Annotated in this window: 19 protein-coding genes; 8 read left to right on the top strand and 11 right to left on the bottom strand. The window is 72.3% G+C overall.

Annotated elements, in window-relative coordinates; genetic code table 11:
• Positions 1-27 precede the first annotated feature (27 nt).
• Together BIV03_RS03700 and BIV03_RS03695 are read right to left on the bottom strand one after the other, a co-directional pair.
• Positions 28-1,257, bottom strand: a complete 1,230-nt coding sequence (locus BIV03_RS03700; protein ID WP_071294705.1) for an SPFH domain-containing protein — start codon at positions 1,255-1,257, stop codon at positions 28-30.
• Complete coding sequence (locus BIV03_RS03695; RefSeq protein ID WP_254789583.1) at positions 1,254-1,727, bottom strand: NfeD family protein; 474 nt, start codon at positions 1,725-1,727, stop codon at positions 1,254-1,256. Before BIV03_RS03695 ends, BIV03_RS03700 begins: the two co-directional genes overlap by 4 nt.
• A 153-nt stretch (positions 1,728-1,880) precedes the next feature.
• Here BIV03_RS03695 and BIV03_RS03690 point away from each other — a divergent pair, with 153 nt between their 5' ends.
• From BIV03_RS03690 to BIV03_RS19430, 5 genes are all read left to right on the top strand, one after another.
• Positions 1,881-2,642, top strand: a complete 762-nt coding sequence (locus BIV03_RS03690) for an SDR family oxidoreductase (RefSeq protein WP_071294704.1) — start codon at positions 1,881-1,883, stop codon at positions 2,640-2,642.
• Between the two features lie 10 nt (positions 2,643-2,652).
• The gene (locus BIV03_RS03685; protein WP_071294703.1) at positions 2,653-3,108 is read left to right on the top strand and encodes an NUDIX hydrolase; all 456 of its coding nucleotides are present in this window, start codon (positions 2,653-2,655) and stop codon (positions 3,106-3,108) included.
• Positions 3,109-3,175: 67 nt separating this feature from the next.
• The gene (locus BIV03_RS03680) at positions 3,176-5,542 is read left to right on the top strand and encodes an excinuclease ABC subunit UvrA (RefSeq protein WP_071294702.1); all 2,367 of its coding nucleotides are present in this window, start codon (positions 3,176-3,178) and stop codon (positions 5,540-5,542) included.
• A gap of 138 nt (positions 5,543-5,680) precedes the next feature.
• Positions 5,681-5,986 carry a hypothetical protein gene (locus BIV03_RS03675; protein ID WP_071294701.1) on the top strand — a complete coding sequence of 102 codons (306 nt, stop codon included), beginning with the start codon at positions 5,681-5,683 and terminating at the stop codon, positions 5,984-5,986.
• Between the two features lie 261 nt (positions 5,987-6,247).
• Positions 6,248-6,409, top strand: coding sequence for a hypothetical protein (locus BIV03_RS19430; RefSeq protein WP_175475692.1), 162 nt, complete (start codon positions 6,248-6,250; stop codon positions 6,407-6,409).
• 24 nt (positions 6,410-6,433) lie between these two features.
• Here the strand turns inward: BIV03_RS19430 and BIV03_RS03670 are convergent, their stop codons facing one another.
• Both BIV03_RS03670 and alr read right to left on the bottom strand, forming a co-directional pair.
• Complete coding sequence (locus tag BIV03_RS03670; protein WP_071294700.1) at positions 6,434-7,420, bottom strand: ATP-grasp domain-containing protein; 987 nt, start codon at positions 7,418-7,420, stop codon at positions 6,434-6,436.
• A complete protein-coding gene (gene alr, locus BIV03_RS03665) occupies positions 7,413-8,543 on the bottom strand; it encodes an alanine racemase (protein ID WP_071294699.1) in 1,131 nt (376 codons plus the stop codon). The genes BIV03_RS03670 and alr overlap by 8 nt, the downstream gene beginning before the upstream one ends.
• Before the next feature lie 355 nt (positions 8,544-8,898).
• On the opposite strand from alr, the gene BIV03_RS03660 reads away from it, so the two are divergent.
• Positions 8,899-9,492, top strand: coding sequence for a dihydrofolate reductase family protein (locus BIV03_RS03660; protein WP_071294698.1), 594 nt, complete (start codon positions 8,899-8,901; stop codon positions 9,490-9,492).
• A 16-nt stretch (positions 9,493-9,508) separates the two neighbouring features.
• Here BIV03_RS03660 and BIV03_RS03655 read toward each other — a convergent pair whose 3' ends face one another.
• A complete protein-coding gene (locus BIV03_RS03655) occupies positions 9,509-10,540 on the bottom strand; it encodes an alcohol dehydrogenase catalytic domain-containing protein (RefSeq protein WP_071294697.1) in 1,032 nt (343 codons plus the stop codon).
• A gap of 208 nt (positions 10,541-10,748) precedes the next feature.
• A complete protein-coding gene (locus BIV03_RS03650) occupies positions 10,749-11,429 on the bottom strand; it encodes an SDR family NAD(P)-dependent oxidoreductase (RefSeq protein ID WP_071294696.1) in 681 nt (226 codons plus the stop codon).
• A 102-nt stretch (positions 11,430-11,531) separates the two neighbouring features.
• Here BIV03_RS03650 and BIV03_RS03645 point away from each other — a divergent pair, with 102 nt between their 5' ends.
• Entirely contained in the window at positions 11,532-12,365 is an 834-nt protein-coding gene (locus tag BIV03_RS03645; RefSeq protein ID WP_071294695.1) for a helix-turn-helix transcriptional regulator, read from the top strand.
• Here BIV03_RS03645 and helR read toward each other — a convergent pair.
• Together helR and BIV03_RS03635 are read right to left on the bottom strand one after the other, a co-directional pair.
• On the bottom strand, positions 12,352-14,481 hold the full coding sequence (gene helR / locus BIV03_RS03640; RefSeq protein ID WP_071294694.1) for an RNA polymerase recycling motor ATPase HelR: 2,130 nt from the start codon (positions 14,479-14,481) through the stop codon (positions 12,352-12,354). The genes BIV03_RS03645 and helR overlap by 14 nt on opposite strands.
• A 98-nt stretch (positions 14,482-14,579) precedes the next feature.
• Positions 14,580-15,800: a beta-ketoacyl synthase gene (locus BIV03_RS03635; protein WP_071294693.1), complete on the bottom strand. Its 1,221-nt coding sequence runs from the start codon at positions 15,798-15,800 to the stop codon at positions 14,580-14,582.
• 56 nt (positions 15,801-15,856) lie between these two features.
• Between BIV03_RS03635 and BIV03_RS03630 the strand changes: the two genes are divergently transcribed.
• The gene (locus BIV03_RS03630) at positions 15,857-16,450 is read left to right on the top strand and encodes a TetR/AcrR family transcriptional regulator C-terminal domain-containing protein (RefSeq protein ID WP_071294692.1); all 594 of its coding nucleotides are present in this window, start codon (positions 15,857-15,859) and stop codon (positions 16,448-16,450) included.
• Positions 16,451-16,470: 20 nt separating this feature from the next.
• On the opposite strand, the gene dhaM is transcribed toward BIV03_RS03630, so the two are convergent.
• Genes dhaM through dhaK form a run of 3 tightly spaced genes read right to left on the bottom strand, consistent with a single transcriptional unit; the run spans position 16,471 to position 18,875 of the window.
• Positions 16,471-17,193 carry a dihydroxyacetone kinase phosphoryl donor subunit DhaM gene (dhaM, locus tag BIV03_RS03625; RefSeq protein ID WP_071294691.1) on the bottom strand — a complete coding sequence of 241 codons (723 nt, stop codon included), beginning with the start codon at positions 17,191-17,193 and terminating at the stop codon, positions 16,471-16,473.
• Positions 17,190-17,816 carry a dihydroxyacetone kinase subunit DhaL gene (dhaL, locus tag BIV03_RS03620; protein ID WP_070418992.1) on the bottom strand — a complete coding sequence of 209 codons (627 nt, stop codon included), beginning with the start codon at positions 17,814-17,816 and terminating at the stop codon, positions 17,190-17,192. Before dhaL ends, dhaM begins: the two co-directional genes overlap by 4 nt.
• 57 nt (positions 17,817-17,873) lie before the next feature.
• Positions 17,874-18,875, bottom strand: a complete 1,002-nt coding sequence (gene dhaK, locus BIV03_RS03615; RefSeq protein WP_070419595.1) for a dihydroxyacetone kinase subunit DhaK — start codon at positions 18,873-18,875, stop codon at positions 17,874-17,876.
• Positions 18,876-19,053 lie beyond the last annotated feature (178 nt).

Genomic DNA, 19,053 nt, shown 5'->3' with positions numbered 1-19,053 from the left:
GGGCGGGCGTCGTCGTCGTGGTGGCTGTCAGCGGCGGCCGGAGCCGTCGCTCGTGCGGTGCCCGGAGGCGTCGGGGCCGGCGTCGGTCGCGCTCCCGTGGTGCTCGTCCTTCGCTGCGTCGCGGAGCTCGTCGGCCGCGGCCTCGTCCGACGCCGCGAGGTGCGCGTCGACGCTCTTGTTCGACTCGGCGAGACGCTGGTCGAGCTCGGACTCGGGGACGATGTCCGCCGCCGTGGCGTCCGGGCGGGGGACCGAACCGGCCGCGGCATCGGCGGCCGCGCTGTTCGCCAGGCTCTCGTTCGCGAGCTTGGAGATCCGCGACAGGAAGTCGCTCCCGGCACCGCCGCCGGCGATCGGTCCGCTGCCGGTGCGCCCGGCGGTGAAGCCCTTCGCGATGCCGGACAGTGCCTCGGTGAACTCGCTCGGGATCATCCAGAGCTTGTTCGCGGTGCCCTCGGCGATCTTCGGCAGGGTCTGCAGGTACTGGTACGACAGGAGCTTGTCGTCCGGGTCGCCGGTGTGGATGGCGTCGAACACCGTGGCGATCGCCTGCGCTTCACCCTCGGCACGGAGGACCTGGGCCTTCGCGTCACCCTCGGCCGCGAGGATGGCGGCCTGCCGCTGCCCCTCGGCCTCGAGGATCTGGGACTGCTTCGTCCCCTCGGCCTGCAGGATGGCGGCACGACGGCTGCGCTCGGCACGCAGCTGCTGCTCCATGGCGTCCTGGATCGACACGGGCGGCTCGATCGCCTTGAGCTCGACGCGGCCGACGCGGATGCCCCACTTGCCGGTCGCCTCGTCGAGCACGACGCGGAGCTGGCCGTTGATGTTGTCGCGGCTGGTCAGGGCCTCTTCGAGGTTGAGGCCACCGACGACGTTGCGGAGCGTGGTGGTCGTGAGCTGCTCGACCGCGCCGAGGTAGTTGGCGATCTCGTAGGTGGCGGCGCGGGCGTCGGTGACCTGGAAGTAGACGACCGTGTCGATCGAGACCACCAGGTTGTCCTCGGTGATGACGGGCTGCGGCGGGAAGGACACGACCTGCTCGCGCATGTCGAGCAGCGGCCGGAGTCGGTCGATGAACGGCACCAGCAGGTTCAACCCGGGGTTGAGGGTCTTGTGGTACTTCCCGAGGCGTTCGACGATCCCCGCGGTCGCCTGCGGCACGATGCGGATCGCGCGGGACAGGACGACGATCACGAAGATGACGACGACGAGGATGAGGACGAGCAGTGCGATCGTCCCGGCTGAGATGGTCACGAGGTGGCCCTTTCTCCGAGGCGGACGACAGCCGTCGACCCCTCGATGGACTCGACGACCACGGGGGTCCCGAGCGGAGGTGTTCGGTCTGTGGCGTCGGCGGAGATGCGGGCGCTCCAGGTCTCGCCGTTGGCCAGGCGGACCTGGCCGGGGGCGGACGCGGTGAAGGCGACGGCGACCGTGCCCGGCAGCCCGATGAGTCCCTCGACGTTGGTGCGGTGCGGGTCGGCGTTCCGACCGAGTGCCGTCAAGAGCCGCGGCCGGACGACCGACAGCAACAGCAGGGCGACGCCCGCGGCGATGATGGCCGACAGCCACCACGGTGCGCCGAGCAGTGCGGCGACCAGCCCGCCGGCGGCACCGGCCGCGAGCATGATGAAGATGAAGTCGAGCGTGAATATCTCGACCACGCCCAGCAGGAGCACCAGTCCGATCCAGATGACGGTCTGGATCCAATCGATCCCGTTCACGCGATCTCCCTCCCTCGGTCGCGCGCGGCTGCTCGCTGCGTCGCGACGGCCGGTCCAACTCCGTTCAACATATCAAGTCCGTGCTGTGCCCGCGCGGTGGTTGGTAGGCTCGTCGGCGGCCGACCCGCCGAACCAGACCTGGAGAACACGACTGTGAGCAACCCCCTCGCCCCCGGATCCCTCGCCGACAAGCGCGCCCTCGTCACGGGGTCGTCCCGCGGCATCGGCGCCGACACCGTCGGGTACCTGGCCGAGGCCGGCGCCAAGGTCGTCGTGAACTACCGCAACAAGGCCAAGCGTGCCGAGCAGATCGCCGAGAAGATCGTTGCCGCGGGCGGGTCGGCACTCGCCGTCGGTGCGGACCTGACCGACCACGACTCCGTCCAGGCGATGGTCGACACCGTCGTGCAGGAGTGGGGCGGCATCGACCTGCTCGTGCTCAACGCCTCCGGTGGCATGGAGTCCGGCCTGGGCGAGGACTACGCGCTGCGCCTGAACCGCGACGCGCAGGTGGACATGCTGCAGACCGCCGTGCCGCACATGCCCGCCGGATCGCGCGTCGTGTTCGTCACGAGCCACCAGGCCCACTTCGTCGAGACCGCCGAGACGATGGACGAGTACGTGCCGGTCGCCAAGAGCAAGCGGGCCGGCGAGCTCGCCCTCCGCGAGCTCGTGCCGCAGCTCGACGCGGCGGGCATCGAGTTCGTGGTCGTCTCCGGCGACATGATCGAGGGCACGATCACCGCCACGCTCCTCAACCGCCTGAACCCGGGCGCGATCGAGGGCCGCCGTGCCGAGGTCGGCAAGCTCTACAGCGTCTCCGAGTTCGCCGCCGAGATCGCCGCGGCCGCGATCGAGCCGATCCCCGCCGACCACACCAAGCTCGTCGGCGACGTCAGCGGCTTCGTCGGCTAACGTCGGACGGGTGACTGCGAAGCCCGGCCTGCGCCGCACCTCCCGGATCATCCTGCTCGACCCCGACGGTCGGGTGTTCCTGATGGACACCAACTCCCCGTCGTCGGACGGAGCGCACCGCTGGATCACACCCGGCGGCGGTGTCGACCCCGGCGAGGACCACCGCGACGCCGCGATCCGCGAACTGCGCGAGGAGACCGGCATCGTCATCGACGACCCGGGCGAGCCGGTGTGGTCGTGGGACTTCACCGTCGAGTGGGACCTGGCCGACCACGACCGCGGCCACGCGGAGTTCTACGTCGTCCGGACGCCCGGTTTCACGCTGTCGGACGCCGAGTGGACCGACGACGAGCGCGTGGACATCCTGCAGTCGCGCTGGTGGACGGCCGACGAGCTCGACGCCACCGACGAGCCGTTCGAGCCCGCCGAGCTCCCTGGTCTCGTCCGCACCCACGCGCCGTCCTGACGCGCCGGCTCGTTCCGGTGCGGAACCGTCCTGTGGAACGTCACACGTCACCGCTACCCTATGGGGCATGGAACCGAGTGCCGAGCACGCCGCTGACACCCACGACCGCATCCGGGTGCGTGGTGCACGTGAGAACAACCTGCGCGACGTCGACGTCGAGCTCCCGAAGCGTCGCCTGACCGTCTTCACCGGCGTGTCCGGGTCGGGCAAGAGCTCACTGGTGTTCGCGACCATCGCGGCGGAGTCGCAGCGCATGATCAACGAGACGTACAGCGCGTTCCTGCAGGGGTTCATGCCGTCGCTCGCACGCCCCGACGTCGACGTGCTCGACGGCCTCACCACGGCGATCGTCGTCGACCAGGAACGCATCGGCGCCGATCCCCGCTCGACCGTGGGCACCGTGACGGACGCCAACGCCATGCTCCGCGTGCTGTTCAGCCGCCTCGGGACGCCCCACATCGGTGGCCCGAACGCGTTCTCCTTCAACCTCGCGACGGTCACGGCCGGTGGTGCCATCACCGTGCAGAAGGGCAAGGACGCCAAGGCGGAGAAGGTCTCGTTCTCACGGCTCGGCGGCATGTGCGCCGACTGCGAAGGCCGCGGCACGGTCACCGACATCGACCTCACGCAGCTGTTCGACGACACGAAGTCCCTGTCGGACGGGGCGATCACGATCCCCGGGTACGGCACGGACGGCTGGAACGTCCGGATGTTCGCCGAGTCCGGGTACTTCGACAAGGACACGCCGATCCGTGACTTCACGGACGCCGAACGCCAGGACTTCCTGTACCGCGAACCGACGAAGCAGAAGATCGCCGGCATCAACATGACGTACGAGGGGCTCGTCCCGCGCGTGCGGCGTTCGTTCCTGCAGAAGGACCGCGAAGCGATGCAGCCCCACATCCGGGCCTTCGTCGACCGCGCGGTCACCTTCACCACCTGTCCGGCCTGCGGTGGCACCCGGCTGAACGACGTCGCACGGTCGTCGACGATCGCCGGCAAGAGCATCGCGGACGTCTGCGCGATGCAGATCACCGACCTCGCCGCCTGGCTGCGGGGGATCGACGAACCGACCGTCGGGCCCTTGCTCGACGGCCTGCGGGACGCGGTCGACTCCTTCGTCGAGATCGGCCTCGGGTACCTCTCGCTCGACCGCCCCACGGGGACCCTGTCCGGGGGAGAGGGGCAGCGCGTCAAGATGGTGAAGCACCTCGGGTCGTCCTTGAGCGACGTCACCTACGTCTTCGACGAACCGAGCACCGGGTTGCACCCCCACGACATCGAGCGGATGAACGGGCTCCTGCTCCGCCTCCGCGACAAGGGCAACACGGTGCTCGTCGTCGAGCACAAGCCCGAGGTCATCGCGATCGCGGACCACGTCGTCGACCTCGGGCCGGGTGCGGGGACGAACGGCGGGGCGCTCTGCTACGAGGGGCCGGTCGGCGGACTCCGTACGAGCGACACGGTCACCGGTCGCCACCTCGACGACCGGGTGTCGGTGAAGGACGTCGTGCGCGAACGCACCGGCGTCCTCGAGATCCGCGGCGCCGACGCGCACAACCTGCAGGGTGTGGACGTCGACGTGCCGACCGGGGTGCTCACGGTCGTGACGGGTGTCGCCGGCTCCGGCAAGAGCACGCTCATCCACGGGTCGCTGTCACCGCGCGACGGTGTCGTCGCGATCGACCAGGGCGCGATCCGCGGCTCCCGGCGGAGCAACCCGGCGACGTACACGGGGCTGCTGGAGCCGATCCGCAAGGCCTTCGCGAAGGCCAACGGTGTGAAGCCCGCCCTGTTCAGCGCCAACTCCGAGGGTGCGTGTCCGGCGTGCAACGGCGCGGGGGTCATCTACACGGACCTCGGCATGATGGCCGGCATCGCGACCCCGTGCGCCGAGTGCGGCGGGAAGCGATTCGACCAGTCGGTGCTCGAGTACCGGCTCGGGGGGAAGGACATCAGCGAGGTCCTCGCGATGCCCGTGGCCGACGCTGCGGCGTTCTTCGCGACGGGGGAGTCGAGGATCCCTGCGGCGCACGCGATCCTCGCCCGGCTCGTCGACGTCGGACTCGGGTACCTGACGATCGGGCAGCCGCTGACGACCCTGTCCGGCGGCGAGCGGCAGCGGCTCAAGCTCGCGACGCACCTCGGCGACCCCGGCGGGGTGATCGTGCTCGACGAGCCGACGACCGGGCTGCACCTGGCTGACGTCCAACAGCTGCTCGGGCTGCTGGACGGCATGGTCGAGGCCGGGCGCACGGTCGTCGTGATCGAGCACCACCAGGCCGTGATGGCACATGCCGACTGGCTCATCGACCTCGGGCCCGGCGCCGGCCACGACGGCGGCCGCATCGTGTTCGAGGGCACGCCGGCCGAGCTCGTCGCGGCTCGGTCGACGATCACGGGGGAGCACCTGGCGGCCTACGTCGGAGCCTGAGGCGGGGGACAGGTGCAGGCGGAGTACCTGAACACCAGCTGGTCGAACGGTCTACCGTCCTGACTGACGCTCATGCTTGGGCCACCCCGCCCGCGGCTACCCGGTCGCATGACGAGCGTCCACGACGAAGGAGACCTCATGGCCGACCAGACCGGTGGACCGAACTACCCCGCAGCGAAGACGCCCGGTGCAGCACCGGCCGGCACGGGTGGCGGACTCGCCATCGCGAGCCTCGTCCTCGGCATCATCGGTGTCGTCGGTGGCATCTTCCTCGCGATCATCGGTGTGATCGCCGGCATCATCGGGCTCGTCCTCGGCATCCTGGCTCGCCGACGCGCGTCCGGTCGGGGGATCGTCCTCGGTGGCATCATCCTGTCGGCCATCGCGATCGTCATCGGCATCGTCGGCTACATCCTCACCGCGGTCGTGCTGTCCCAGGCCTGAGTCCACATCGCCGCTGGCGTCTGACCGGGGATCACCGTCCCGAGTCGGCGCGCGGCGGTCCGCCAGCGAGGCGGGTCGGCAGCGATGCCGATCCGCTTCGCTGGCGTTCGGCGTCCGCGCGTCGCACCCCACGTCCCCACGTCCCGACGCCACGGCGGACGGGAGGCGCGGGTCGGGCCCGCACCGTTCCTCCTGGACCGCACAGCGCGTGTTCCGGACCGCCGGACGCGCGCCCAGGTCGGCCCGCGTAGCTTCCGCCACATGAGCTACAGCCAGCCTGACCCTGCCGAGGAGACCACCCACAGCGAGGAGCCGGAGCAGCCGGACACGGACAAGGAGAACCTCGAGGAGCAGGGCGGCGAACACGCCTCGCTCGAGATCGACACCGACGACGTCCCGACGAGCGTCGACCCGCAGTCCTGATCGCACGGCGGCACGGTCCGCCGGTCAGACGGCCCGTTCAGCCGCCTGCACCAGAGCACGCACGAGCTCGACGTAGTCCAAGCCGACCGCCGCGAACATCCGGGGAACCTGCGACTGCTCGGTGAACCCCGGTGCGGTGTTCACCTCGTTCAGCACGACCCCGTCATCGGTGAGGAAGAAGTCGAACCGCGCGACACCCGCGCACCCGAGCGTGTCGTAGAGGGTCCGCGTTGCGTGGTCGATCGCTGCCTCGTCGGTGGCAGACAGCGCCGCCGGCACCGTGAACCGTGCGGTCCCGTCGTACTTCTCGGTGCGCCCGAACACGTCTCCGTCGGCGACGCCGATCTCCAGCGTCGCGCCGGTGCGGAGCGCCCCGGTGTCGTCGCGGAACACGGCGATGTCGATCTCGCGCCCGGTGACGAACGCCTCGGCGAGCACGTCGGTGCCTGCAGCCCGAGCATGTGCCACGGCAGCCGCGTACGCGTCGGGCGTCCGGACCACCGTCACGCCGTTGCTCGACCCACCGGTCGTCGGCTTCACGACGATGGGCGGCCGCAGGGGCACCGGGCCGATCTCGTCTCCAGCGCGGATCAGCACACCCGGCGCCGTGCGGACGCCGACGGCCTCGGCCACGGTCTTCGTGACCCACTTGTCCATACCGAGTGCGCCGGCGCGGACGGGGGAGCCGACCACCGGCACGCCGATCATCGTGAGGAAGCCGGCGACCGCGCCGTCCTCACCGTGGACCCCGTGGAGCACCGGGAACGCCGCGCGGCACGACGTCAGCACGCCGACGGCGTCCGCGGGGGACAGCGCGGTACCGTTCGTGTGCCGCCAGCTGCCCGTCCGGTCGACCGTCAGGGGGACCGCGTCGAAGCCGAGGGCCCGGACGGCTCGCGTGACCGCGGCCGCGGATGCGAGCGAGACCTCGTGCTCGTCGTTCGCGCCGCCACCGATGACCGCGATCCGGGTCCGGGCCGCAGGGGTGTGGGAGTCGTGGCGATCAGGCAACGGTGGCCTCCGGGGTGGTGACGGTGCGGTGGACCCGGGCGGCGCGCGTGCCGATCCGGGTGACGATCTCGTGCTCGATGGTGTCCGCCCAGCCTGCCCAGTCGTGGACGGTCGGCTCGCCGTGGAGGCCGCGCCCGAAGAACGTGACGGTCTCGCCGAGCTCCAGCCGGTCGTCGCCGGTGTCCACGACGACCATGTCCATCGAGAACCGGCCGACGAGCGGTCGACGGCGTCCGCGCACCTGGACCTCGGCCCGCTCGGACGCCGCACGGGGGAGTCCGTCGCCGTAGCCCAGGGGGAGCAGCGCGAGGGTGGTCCGACGGTCGACGACGTGGTCGAGGCCGTAGCCGACGCCGGCCCCGGGGCCGATCACCCGGGAACCGACGACCGGAGCCGTCAGGGAGAGCGTCGATTGCAGGTCCGTCGAGGTCCGGGATGGGTCGATCCCGAAGAGCCCCGCACCGATGCGGTGCAGACCATGGCGGCCGCCGACCCCGGTGACGGTCGCTGCCGTGGCGGCGAGGTGCGTGACGAAGCCGGACAGTCCGCGGCGCCGGGCGGTGCGGACGGCGTTGTCGAACAGCAGCCGTTCGCGCGTGTTCTGCGGGTCGTCGGGCTGGTCGGCGCAGGACATGTGGCCCATCACCCCGACGACCCGGACCGTGCCGAGCCGCTCGAGCTCGCGTGCGGCGGTGCACAGCGACGGCCACGACCCGGGATCGGCACCGTCGCGGGCCATCCCGACGTCGACGTGCAGGTGGACCCGGGCACGGCGTCCGGTCCGGACTGCTGCACGGCTGACGGCACTGAGCAGCTCGGCGCTCGGGACGGCGATGTCGACGTCGGCGAGCAGCGCACCGTCGAAGTCCGCGTCGACCGGGTTGAGCCAGCTGAGCACCGGCGCGTCCGTCACGGTTGCCCGGACGGCGATCGCTTCGTCGATGGTGGTCACGCCGATCGACGTCGCCCCGGCGGCGAGGACCGACCGGGCGATCGCCCCGTGGCCGAACCCGTCGGCCTTGAGGACGGCCATGACGCCGCCGTCCGTCCGGTCGGCGAACACGGCGGTGTTCGCGCGGACGGCGTCGTCGTGGACGACGAGCTGTGGGCGCGACGGTGTCATGCCTGCCTCCTGGAGATCGCTACCGAACTGATATGCATGATATCGATGATCACCGACACCACGGAGGAAGTCATCGGTCGTGGGGATGACGTCGCGCGCCGCGCGACCCAAGCGGTCGATGCCGCGCGGATGACGGCCGTCGCTGCTGCACGAGGGACGGGAGGCGTGGCTGGCGTGAGCAGACCAGCTGCGGTGATCCGCGCCTCCTGGCCCCACTCGCCGCGCGCCGATAATGCATATTATGTCAACTCAGATCCGTCGGGCCGCGCTGCGGCCGCGCTCTGGTGGTCGACGCCACTCCCCTCTAACATCGCCGTCATGAGCGCCGGGCGGCGCTCGGAAGCGGCGGTGTCCGATGCGGAAGTTCGTCCTGAAGATGTCGATGTCCCTCGACGGTTTCGTCGCAGGTGCACGTACGGAGTCCGACTGGATGTTCCGCGCCGCGAGTCCGGACTCGGCCGCGTGGGTGCTCGACACCGTGTCCGGCGCCGGTGTGCACGCGTTCGGTCGTCGGACGTTCGAGTCCATCGCCGGCTTCTGGGCGAACGCGACGACGCCCGTCGCCGGTGCGATGAACACCGTCCCGAAGGTCGTCTTCACCCGCCAGGCTGGGTTCGATCCCGCCACGGTCGACACGGGTGGGGCGGACTCCCCCGCGGCTGCGAGCTGGACCGGTGCCCGGGTGGCGAACGGCGACCTCGTGGCGGAGGTCGACCGGCTGCGGGCCGAGGACGGCGCCGACGTCCTCGCACAGGGCGGGACGGACTTCTGCCGGAGCCTGGTGGCTGCGGGCCTCGTCGACGAGTACCGCCTGGTGGTCCTGCCGGTGGTCCTCGGGGCGGGTGACGGGATCTTCTCGGGGCTGCAGGACGAACTCGACCTGACGCTGATCAGCTCGACGATGTTCGACGGCGGCGCGAAGGCAGACGTGTACCGACCGAAGCGCTGAACGCGGTCGCCGGCGCTCAGAACACCGCGACCGTCATGCCCGCGGAGGTCGCCGGTCGATCCATCGCGAGGATCGCCTCGGGCAGCTCGTCGAACCCGATCGTCCGACCGATCGACTCCGATGGCCGGAGGCGACCGGCGACGACGTCGTCGAGCATCGCGGCGTACTCCCCCACCGAGATCCCGTGACTGCCGAGCAGCTCGAGCTCGTCGCCGATGACGCGGCCCATCGGGATCGCCGGCACGGCCTCGTCGTCGAGCAGCAGCCCGACCTGGACGTGCCGACCCCGAGGCCGGAGTGCGGCGACCGCGGCGACCGACGTGGCGCGGCTGCCGAAGGCGTCCACGGACACGTGGGCTCCGCCGCCCGTGACGGCTCGGACGGCCTCCCCGACCGCGTCGTCCATCGGCACCGCGACCGCACCGAGGGCTTCCGCACGTGCGAGCGCGGCGGGCGAGACGTCCACCGCGACGACCTTCGCTCCGGCGGCGACCGCGACAATGACGGTCGACAGTCCGACTCCCCCGCAGCCGAAGACGGCCACCCACTCGCCGGCAGCCACCCGTCCCCGGGCGTGCAGTGCGTGGTACGCGGTCCCGAAGCGGCACCCGAGTCCGGCGGCCTCGGCGAACCCGACGGCATCCGGCAGCGCGACGAGGTTGACGTCCGCGTGCGGGACCACCACGGCCTCGGCGTACGAACCGGGCAGTGTGAAGCCGGGCTGCTGCTGCCGGGTGCACACCTGCGTCGCACCGTCCAGGCACTGCTCGCACTCGCCGCACGCGAAGACGAACGGCGCGGTGACCCGGTCCCCCACGGCGAACCCGCGGACGTCGGGGCCGGCGGACGACACCACGCCGGCGAACTCGTGCCCGGGGACGTGCGGCAGGTGCACCGAGTCGTCGTGCCCCTTCCACGCGTGCCAGTCGCTCCGGCAGACCCCGGTCGCGGCGACCCGGACGACCACCCCGTCGATCGGGGCGACCGGGTCCGGGACCTCGACGACCGCGGGGACGGAACCGAACTCGTCGTACTGGACTGCGCGCATCCGGCCATCCTGACAGACGGGAACGCGCTGGCGGGCGCTCTGCGACCCGGTCACAGGACCGAGCGAGCTCGCCCGTCGGACGCGAGCCGTGCCTCCAGGCCGTCGCGCCCGCGGTGCGGACGCACTCGGTGAGCAGAAGGTGTCGGGTCCATCCGTCCGACCCGACATCTTCTGCTCACGAAGCGGCCGCGGGCGCGCCCCGCCCCGCTCAGTACGCGACGCGCCCGTCGCGGTCGTGGAACTCCCCCGTGGGGCCGTCCGCGCCGAGCGTCGCCAGCGCCACCGTGGCGTCCGTCCCCTCGGTCACGGTCTGGTGCCCGCCGAACCCGTTGAACTCCGTCGCCGTGTACCCGGGGTCGCTCGCGTTCACCCGGAACCCGGGCAGGTTCTTCGCGTACTGCACGGTCAGGGCGATGAGTGCCGCCTTCGACGCCGCGTACGGCACCGCCGGCACCGGGTACTCGTCCCGCCCCGGAGTCGTCAGCCACCGCGGGAAGCCCACACCCGAGGCAACGTTCACGATGACCGGGTTCGCCGACTCCCGCAGCAGCGGCAGCGCCGCCTGCGTCACGCGCACGACGCCGGTCACGTTCGTGTCGAGCACGGCTCCGATCGCAGCGGCGTCGAGGTCGTCGACCCCGAACGACGTCCCGAGGATGCCCGCGTTGTTCACGAGCACGTCGAGTCCGGGCAGTCCGGCGACCGCGCGCTCGACCGAGGACTGGTCGGTGACGTCCAGCTGGACGACGTGCGCGCCGAGGGCACGCGCCGCGTCCCCCGTGGCCGGATCGCGCATACCGGCGTACACGGTGTGCCCGGCCTCGACGAGGCGACGGACGGTCTCGAGCCCGAGACTGCGGTTGGCTCCGGTGATGAGTGTCGTTGTCATGCGCCCAGCCTCCGCCCCCGTGGCCGGGTCCCCCAGGCACCGCTCGACAGTGGGACCACCAGTACCAGGCAGGCCGGGAGGCGCGGGTCGAGGATGGTGGGCATGAGCGAGTTCGCGAGTGTGCTGCGTTCCTGGCGCGACCGGGTCCGTCCCGAAGCGGTCGGCCTGCCGGCCGGGCCCGGTCGACGGACGCCGGGTCTCCGTCGCGAGGAGCTCGCTGCGCTCGCCGGGGTGAGCGTCGACTACGTCGTCCGCCTCGAGCAGGGACGCGCGACGAACCCGTCGCCGCAGTTGCTCGGCTCACTCGCCACCGCGCTCCGTCTCACCGAGGAGGAACGCGACCACCTCTGCCGCGTCGCAGGGTCCGCGCCGCCGTCGCGCCGGGTCGTCCCCCGGCACGTCACCCCGGGCGTGCAGCGCATCGTCGACCGCCTCGGCGACGTCCCCCTCGCCGTGTTCACCGCCGCGCACGACATCGTTCTGTGGAACGACCTCTGGGCAGCGCTCACCGGTGACCCCTCCCGGTACACCGGCATCGACCGGAACCTCGTGTGGCGACACTTCATGCACGGCCACGACGAGGTCGAGTGGGACGACGAGCACCAGGAGGAGTTCTCCAGCGACCTCGCCGCCGACCTCCGCGCCGCCGTCGGACGGTACCCCGCCGACCGGGACCTCGCCGAGCTCGTGGCACGCCTCCGTCTCGAGTCCCCCGAGTTCGAGCGCCGCTGGGACACCGGACGCGTCGCCGAGCACCGGGCGAGCCGCAAGCGCGTGCACTCCCCCGTCGGCCCGATCGAGATCGACTGCGACGTCCTGAGCGTGCCGGGTGGGGACCTCCGCATCGTCGTCTACACGGCGGTCCCCAGCACCGAGGACGCCGCGAAGCTCGACCTCCTTCGCGTCACCGGCCTGCAGGAACTCACGCCGAGCTGAGCACGACCAGTCGTTGGGTCGCCCGGGTCATCGCCACGTAGCGGTCGACCGGGCGCCACCGCTCCGGGTCCACCAGGACGACGAGGTCGAACTCGAGACCCTTCGTCGCCTCCGGGGACAGGGAACGGATCCGGTCCGTCCCCGCGTACCCGGCGTCGCCGACCACGCACGCGATCCCGTCGGCGCTCGCCGCGGCCCACCTGTCCAGGACCACGTCCCGCTCGTCCGCGGACCCGTACTGCACCGGCACGCCGGGGTCGCGGATCGAGGTCGGCACGTTCGCGTCCGGCACGGCTGCGCGGATGACGGGTTCGGCGACCGCCATCACCTCGGACGGCGTGCGGTAGTTGATCCGGAGGCGCGCGGTCCGGACGTCCCGGAGCCCGATCCGGTCGAGCCGGTCCTCCCACGACTCGGTGAACGGCTCCCGTGCCTGGGTCCGGTCCCCCACGACCGTGAGGCTCCGGCTCGGGCAGCGCCGCAGCAGCATCAGCCACTCCGCGTCCGTGAGCTCCTGTGCCTCGTCGACGACGACGTGGGCGAACGGTCCCGCGAAGGCATCGGCGTCCGGTGCCGCCGTCACCGCGTCGTCGTCGAGGCTGTTCCGTGCGTCCGCACCGCGCAGCATGCTCATGAGCTGCAGCTCGGAGTCGTCGTTCGCGACGAGGTCCTCGATCACCCGGTCCATCCGCTCGCGTTCGGCGGCCCTGGCGGCCGCAGCACGCCGCTCCCGGGCCGGAGCGGCCGGGTCCCCGATCCGTCGACGTGCGGCGTCGAGCACGGGCAGGTCGGACCGGGTCCACGCGCGGGCGTCCGGGCGGTGCAGGCGTGCGCGGTCGGCTGCGGTGAGGTCGGGCGCGCACCGCGCCAGGTGGTCGGGCACCGCGAGCAGGTCCGCGACGACACCGTCCGGGTCGAGCACGGGCCACGCCCGGCGGAACGCGTCACGCAGGACGTCGTTGTCGTCCACGGAGGCGCGGATCGCCCTGGGTGGGGCCGCTCCCGCCAGGCGGTTGGTCACGATCTCGAGCAGCGCCTCCCAGACGTCGGAGCGTGCGGCGTTGTGCGGGTCGCCCGGGTCCGCCGCGTCGAACGCGTCGGCCCAGTCGTCGGGCGTGATCGGCACGTCCGCCCAGTCCGTCTCGACGACGACCGTCCGCTCCGGCGGCTGCTCGTACCCGCGCACCGCACGCTCGACCGCCCGGGTCAGCGCCGTACCCGCCTTGATCGCCGCGACGTCCGGATCTGCCTCGTCGGGGACGTCGGCGCCGTCGGGCACCAGGTCCGTCACGGTCGCGAGCTGCACCCCGTCCTCGCCGAGTGCCGGCAGCACGTCCCCGACGTAGTCGAGGTGCCCGTGCGTCGGCCCGACGAACAGCACGCCCCCGTGCCGCGGCGACACGCGTGGGTCGGCGTAGAGCAGGTACGCCGCCCGGTGCAGCGCGACGACGGTCTTGCCGGTCCCCGGGCCGCCGTCCACCACGAGTGCTCCGGCCGAGTCCGCGCGGATCACGGCGTCCTGGTCGGACTGGATCGTCCCGAGCACGTCCCGCATCCGCGGGCTGCGGCTGGTGCCGAGACTCGCGACGAACGCCGATTGGTCGTCCAGCGCTGCGGTGTGCAGCAGGCCCTCGTCGGTGAAGGCCTCGTCCCAGTAGTCCACGATCCGACCGCGCTGCCAGCGGTAGCGTCGCCGGCTCACCAGGCCACGGGGATCGCCGTGCGACGCCGCGAAGAACGGTTCCGCGGTCGCCGAGCGCCAGTCGACCAGCAGCCGCTCGAGGTCGTCGTCGGTGAGCCCCGAGCGGCCGACGTAGACGGGGTGCGGGCGGTCGGCGAACACCATCCTCCCGATGCACAGGTCGAGGCCGTACCGCCGGAGTGCCGTGAGCTCGCGGGTGACCCGGCGCACCTCGGCATCGCGCTCCACCGTGTACTCCCCGCCGCCCGCTCGGGTCCGGCGGAGCTCGTCGAGGCGTCGGGTGAGCGTCGTGGTCGAGGCGTCGAGGGTGGCGGCGATCGCGGCGAAGTGCCGCTCGTCGTCGGCGATCAGGGCCGGATCGGCCTTGTCGGCGAGGCGTTCGGGGAGGTCGAAGACGGGGTACGGCGTTGACACGAGGGTCGATTGTGGGGCACGACGGGGGTCTTGCGGCAAGCCCCCGGTCCGGCCGTATCCTGGTCATGGCGGGAGGGGTCCGCCGTCTCGCAGCCGGGTCACGCCGCGGTGAACACCAGCGACGCGTTCTGCCCACCGAAGCCGAACGAGTTGTTCAGCGCCGTCCGGATCGGCACCTCCCGCGCGGCCCCGGCGACCACGTCGAGCTCGACCGCCGGGTCGAGGTGCTCCAGGTTCAACGTCGCCGGCACGAGCCCGGTCTCGATCGCCCGCACGGCCAGGATCGACTCGACGGCCCCGGCTGCCCCGAACATGTGCCCGATGGCCCCCTTCGGCGCGGTCACGACGGCCCCGGTACCGACCGCGCGAGCGATCGCAGCGGCCTCGCCGACGTCGCCGACCGGGGTGCCGGTCGCGTGTGCGTTGACGTGGTCGATGTCGGTACCCGTCAGCCCGGCCATCCGGATCGCCGCGGTCATCGCCCGCTCCTGCTCGGACCCGTCCGCCAGGGGTGCGGTGATGTGGAACGCGTCCGAGGTGATGCCCCATCCGGCGAGGGTCCCGTGCGAGCGCTGGGTGCGGGCAGCGGCGTGGTCGGCCCGCTCGAGCACGACGAACCCGGCGCCCTCGCCGAGCACGAACCCGCGGCGGGATGCGTCGAAGGGGCGGGAGAGCGTCGTCGGGTCGTCGTCGCCGGGCTTCGCGAGGGCCTGCGACTGCGCGAAGGACGCCATGGTCACCGGCGTCACGGCCGCCTCGGTCCCACCGGCGATGACGACGTCGGCCTCCCCCGTGACGATCAACCGCGCGGCCGTCGCGATCGCCTCGGCCCCGGAGGCGCAGGCGGACACGGTCGTGTACGCCCCGGCCCGTGCACCGAACGCGATGCTGATCTGCGCCGCGGCGGCGTTCGCCATGAGCATCGGGACGGTGCGGGGTGACACGCGACGGGCGCCAGCGGTGCCGAGCACGTCGTGGGCGTCGAGGAGCGTCTCCACTCCCCCGATCCCGGTGCCGACGACGACGGCGAGCCGGTCCCCCTCGACCGTCGGGGCGCCGGCGTCCGCCCAGGCCTCCTCCGCCGCGACGAGCGCGAGCTGCTGGCTGCGGTCGAGCCGGTTCGCCCGGACCCGCCCGAGTGCTCCGTCCGCGTCGAGTGCGGCGGCGGCGCCGACACGGATCGGGACCTGGTCCCAGTGCGTGCCGGTCCGGTCGAGGTCGTGCACGCCGGAGCGGCCGGCGACCAGGGCGTCCCAGAGCGTGTCGACGCCGTGGCCGAACGGCGACACCGCTCCGTAGCCGGTGATGGAGATGTGCACGGGAGACTCCTTCTTGTACGTTGAACAAGTTGAGTTGTACCACGTACAATTCCGGTATGGCAACCACGAGCGACGCCCCGGGCACCCCGCGCGGGGCAGCGACCCGGGCGCGGATCCTCGCCGCGACCGCCGGACTGCTCAGCGGGACCGGCGGCCCGACCGAGCACCGGACGGTGACCGTGAGCGAGATCGCCCGGGCCGCGGACGTGTACCCGAACCAGATCACGCACCACTACGGATCCAAGGACCGACTGGTGCTCGACGCCGCGTTCGCGCTGTTCCTGCGCGACACGACCCGGTTGCAGGCAGCCGGGCGTCGCGCCACGAGCGCCGAGGCGTTCCGGCAGGTCCTCGCCCGCACCGCCCTCGCGATGCCGTCGACGCCGCTCGTCGTGCGGGCCCTCGCGAGCGCGGGCGACGACGCCGCGCAACGCGAGCGAGTGCGGCTGCTCCTGCAGGTGCTGTTCCGGCAGTCGGAGCGCTACCTCGAGCGGGTCGTCACCGAACACGGCTGGACGAGCCGGAGCGGCGTCGGACGCGACGCACGGACGTTCTGGAGCGCGGTGTTCGGCGCCACGCTGCTCGCCGACGCCGGGGTCACCGGCGGACCGTCCGACCTCGACCTCGCCGGCACCGTCTCGATCACCTGACCCGCAGGAGGCGCAGCGCCCTACTCGCCGAAGCCGGACCGCACGAGCGCCACGAGCGCGTCGACCGCGTCCTGCGCGTCGGCTCCGGTCCCCTCGATGGTCACCGACGCCCCCCTGGGCAGTGCAAGCGCCATGATCGCGAGCAGGCTCTTCGCGTCCACCCCGTTGACCCGGACCTCGGCGTCGAACTTGGCGGCCGTCTTCACGAACTCCGCGGCGGGCCGGGCGTGCAGGCCGCTCTCGTTCACGAGTTCCACCGTCTCGGACGCGGCCACGTCGTCGACGGAGCCGGTCCCGGAGACCGGCACCGCGCCTCCTGGACCGTCGCCGGACGGACTGGAGGCGCGACTCGCGTCCGCCTCGGAGCCTGCGGCAGACGCGGCAGCGGCCAGGACCGCGTCGACGTCGCCACCGGTCTGTGCGGCGACGGCCGCGGCGACCGCGCCCTCGACCAGCGGGGCCTGCGAGACGTGCACGCGCGCCCGGACGTCGTCGTCGAGGAAGTCGAGCGCCGTGTCGGTGGTCAGGTACGCGGAGCCGAGGTCGCACAGGACGACCACCGCCTCGGCGTCGGCGAGTTCCTCGATGCCGGCCGTGATGGCCTCGAACGAGGTGCCGATGCCGCCGTCGTCGGTGCCGCCGGCGGCCACGAGCGGGACGTCCGCCGCCATCTGCCGGGCGAGCTCGACGGTGCCGGTCGCGATCGCCGCGCTGTGCGAGACGATCAGGATCCCGACGGTCACGCGGCGTCCACGGCCGCGCGGAGGATGTACACGGTGGACTGCGCGCCCGGGTCGCGGTGCCCGACGGCACGTTCGCCGAGGTAGCTCGCGCGGCCCTTGTGGGCGACCAGCGGGTCGGTCGACTCCGCGCCGGTGACGGCCGCGTCGGCGGCGGCGGCGAGCACCTGCTCCGGGCTGTCCCCGGCGGCGGCCGCGGCGCCGGCGGCGTCGACCGCGGGCGACCAGGCGTCGACCATGGTCTTGTCGCCGACGGCCGCCTTGCCCCGGGACACGATGCCGTCGCGGGCAGCGGTCAGCACCTGGACGAGCGTGTCGGCGTCGAGCTCCGCGGCGTCCCCGGCGGCCTGTGCGGCCTTGAGGTACGCGGTCCCGAACAGCGGACCCGCGGCACCGCCGACCGTCGAGATGAGCTTCGTCGCGACGACCTTGAGCACGGCTCCGGGGGTGTCGAACGAACCGGCGTCCACGGCCTCGAGCACGGCACGGAAGCCGCGGTCGAGGTTCTCACCGTGGTCGCCGTCGCCGATCTCCCGGTCGAGCGTGACGAGCTCGGCCCGGTGCTCGTCGATCGTCGCGGCGGTGCGTCGGACCCAGTCGATGGCCCATGCGGTGTCGAGCGCCAATTCGTGTTCCTTCCTGCGTCCGGCTCCGTTCACGGGCCGGGTCGTGGTGCGGTGGGTTCAGCGTCCCCAGCGCAGTGCCGGGGTCTCCACCGGTGCGTCCCAGAGGGCGGTGAGTTCGTCGTCGAGCACCGTGACGGTGAGCGAGAACCCCTGCATCTCGAGGGATGTCACGTAGTCGCCGACCAGGCTACGCGTGACGTCGAACCCGCGGTCGGTGAGGACCTCGGCGGCGCGTCGGTAGGCGATGTAGAGCTCGGAGAGGGGCGTGCCGCCCATGCCGTTCACGAGGAGCAGCAGCTTCGACCCGGCGGGAGCGGCGAGGTCGGTGAGGATCGGTTCGAGCACGCGGTCCACGAGCTCGTCGGCCGGGGCCATCGGGATGCGTTCGCGGCCGGGCTCGCCGTGGATGCCGATCCCGAGCTCGACCTCGTCGTCGGCGAGGGTGAACGACGGCTCGCCGGCGTGCGGGACGGTGCCGGAGGCGAGCGCGAGCCCCATCGAGCGCGTGACGTCGTTCACGTGCCGGGCGACGGCGGCGACGGCGTCGAGGTCGTCCCCCCGCTCGGCTGCGGCGCCCGCGCACTTCTCGACGACGACGGTGCCGGCGACCCCGCGTCGGCCGGCCGTGTAGAGCGAGTCCTGCACGGCGACGTCGTCGTCCACCACGACGGACTCGACCCGGACGTCGTCCATGCCGGCGAGTTCGGCGGCGGTCTCGAAGTTGAGGACGTCGCCGGTGTAGTTCTTCACGATGTGGAGCACGCCGGCTCCCCCGTCCACGGCCTTCGTCGCGGCGACGATCGGGTCCGGTGTGGGACTCGTGAACACCGGCCCCGGCACCGCGGCGTCGAGCATGCCGTACCCGACGAACCCGGCGTGCAGCGGCTCGTGTCCGCTGCCCCCGCCGCTGACGATCCCGACCTTGCCGGACACCGGGGCGTCCGCGCGGTGGATGTGGATCGGGTCCTCGACCAGCACGACGTGGCCGGCGTGGGCACGGGCGAACCCGCGCACGGTCTCGTCGACCACGGCCTGCGGATCGTTGATGAGCTTCTTCATGCTGACCTCCACGGAGTGCGGGCGATCGCGAGGCAGCACCGCCGTCGTCGACCGGAGTGCCCTCAATCTACATCGCCGCCCCGGGCGAGCGTTCCCCCCGTGTGCACGTTCGTGCACCGACCCGGGGGCGGCCCACCGGCCTCGGATGCGCGGGCGCACACCGTGCATGCACGTTCGT

The sequence above is a fragment of the Curtobacterium sp. MCBA15_016 genome, assembly GCF_001865105.1.
Taxonomy (GTDB): Bacteria; Actinomycetota; Actinomycetes; order Actinomycetales; family Microbacteriaceae; genus Curtobacterium.
The sequence above is the reverse complement of the archived record's forward strand: the minus strand, read 5'-3'. Positions and strand labels throughout refer to the sequence as shown.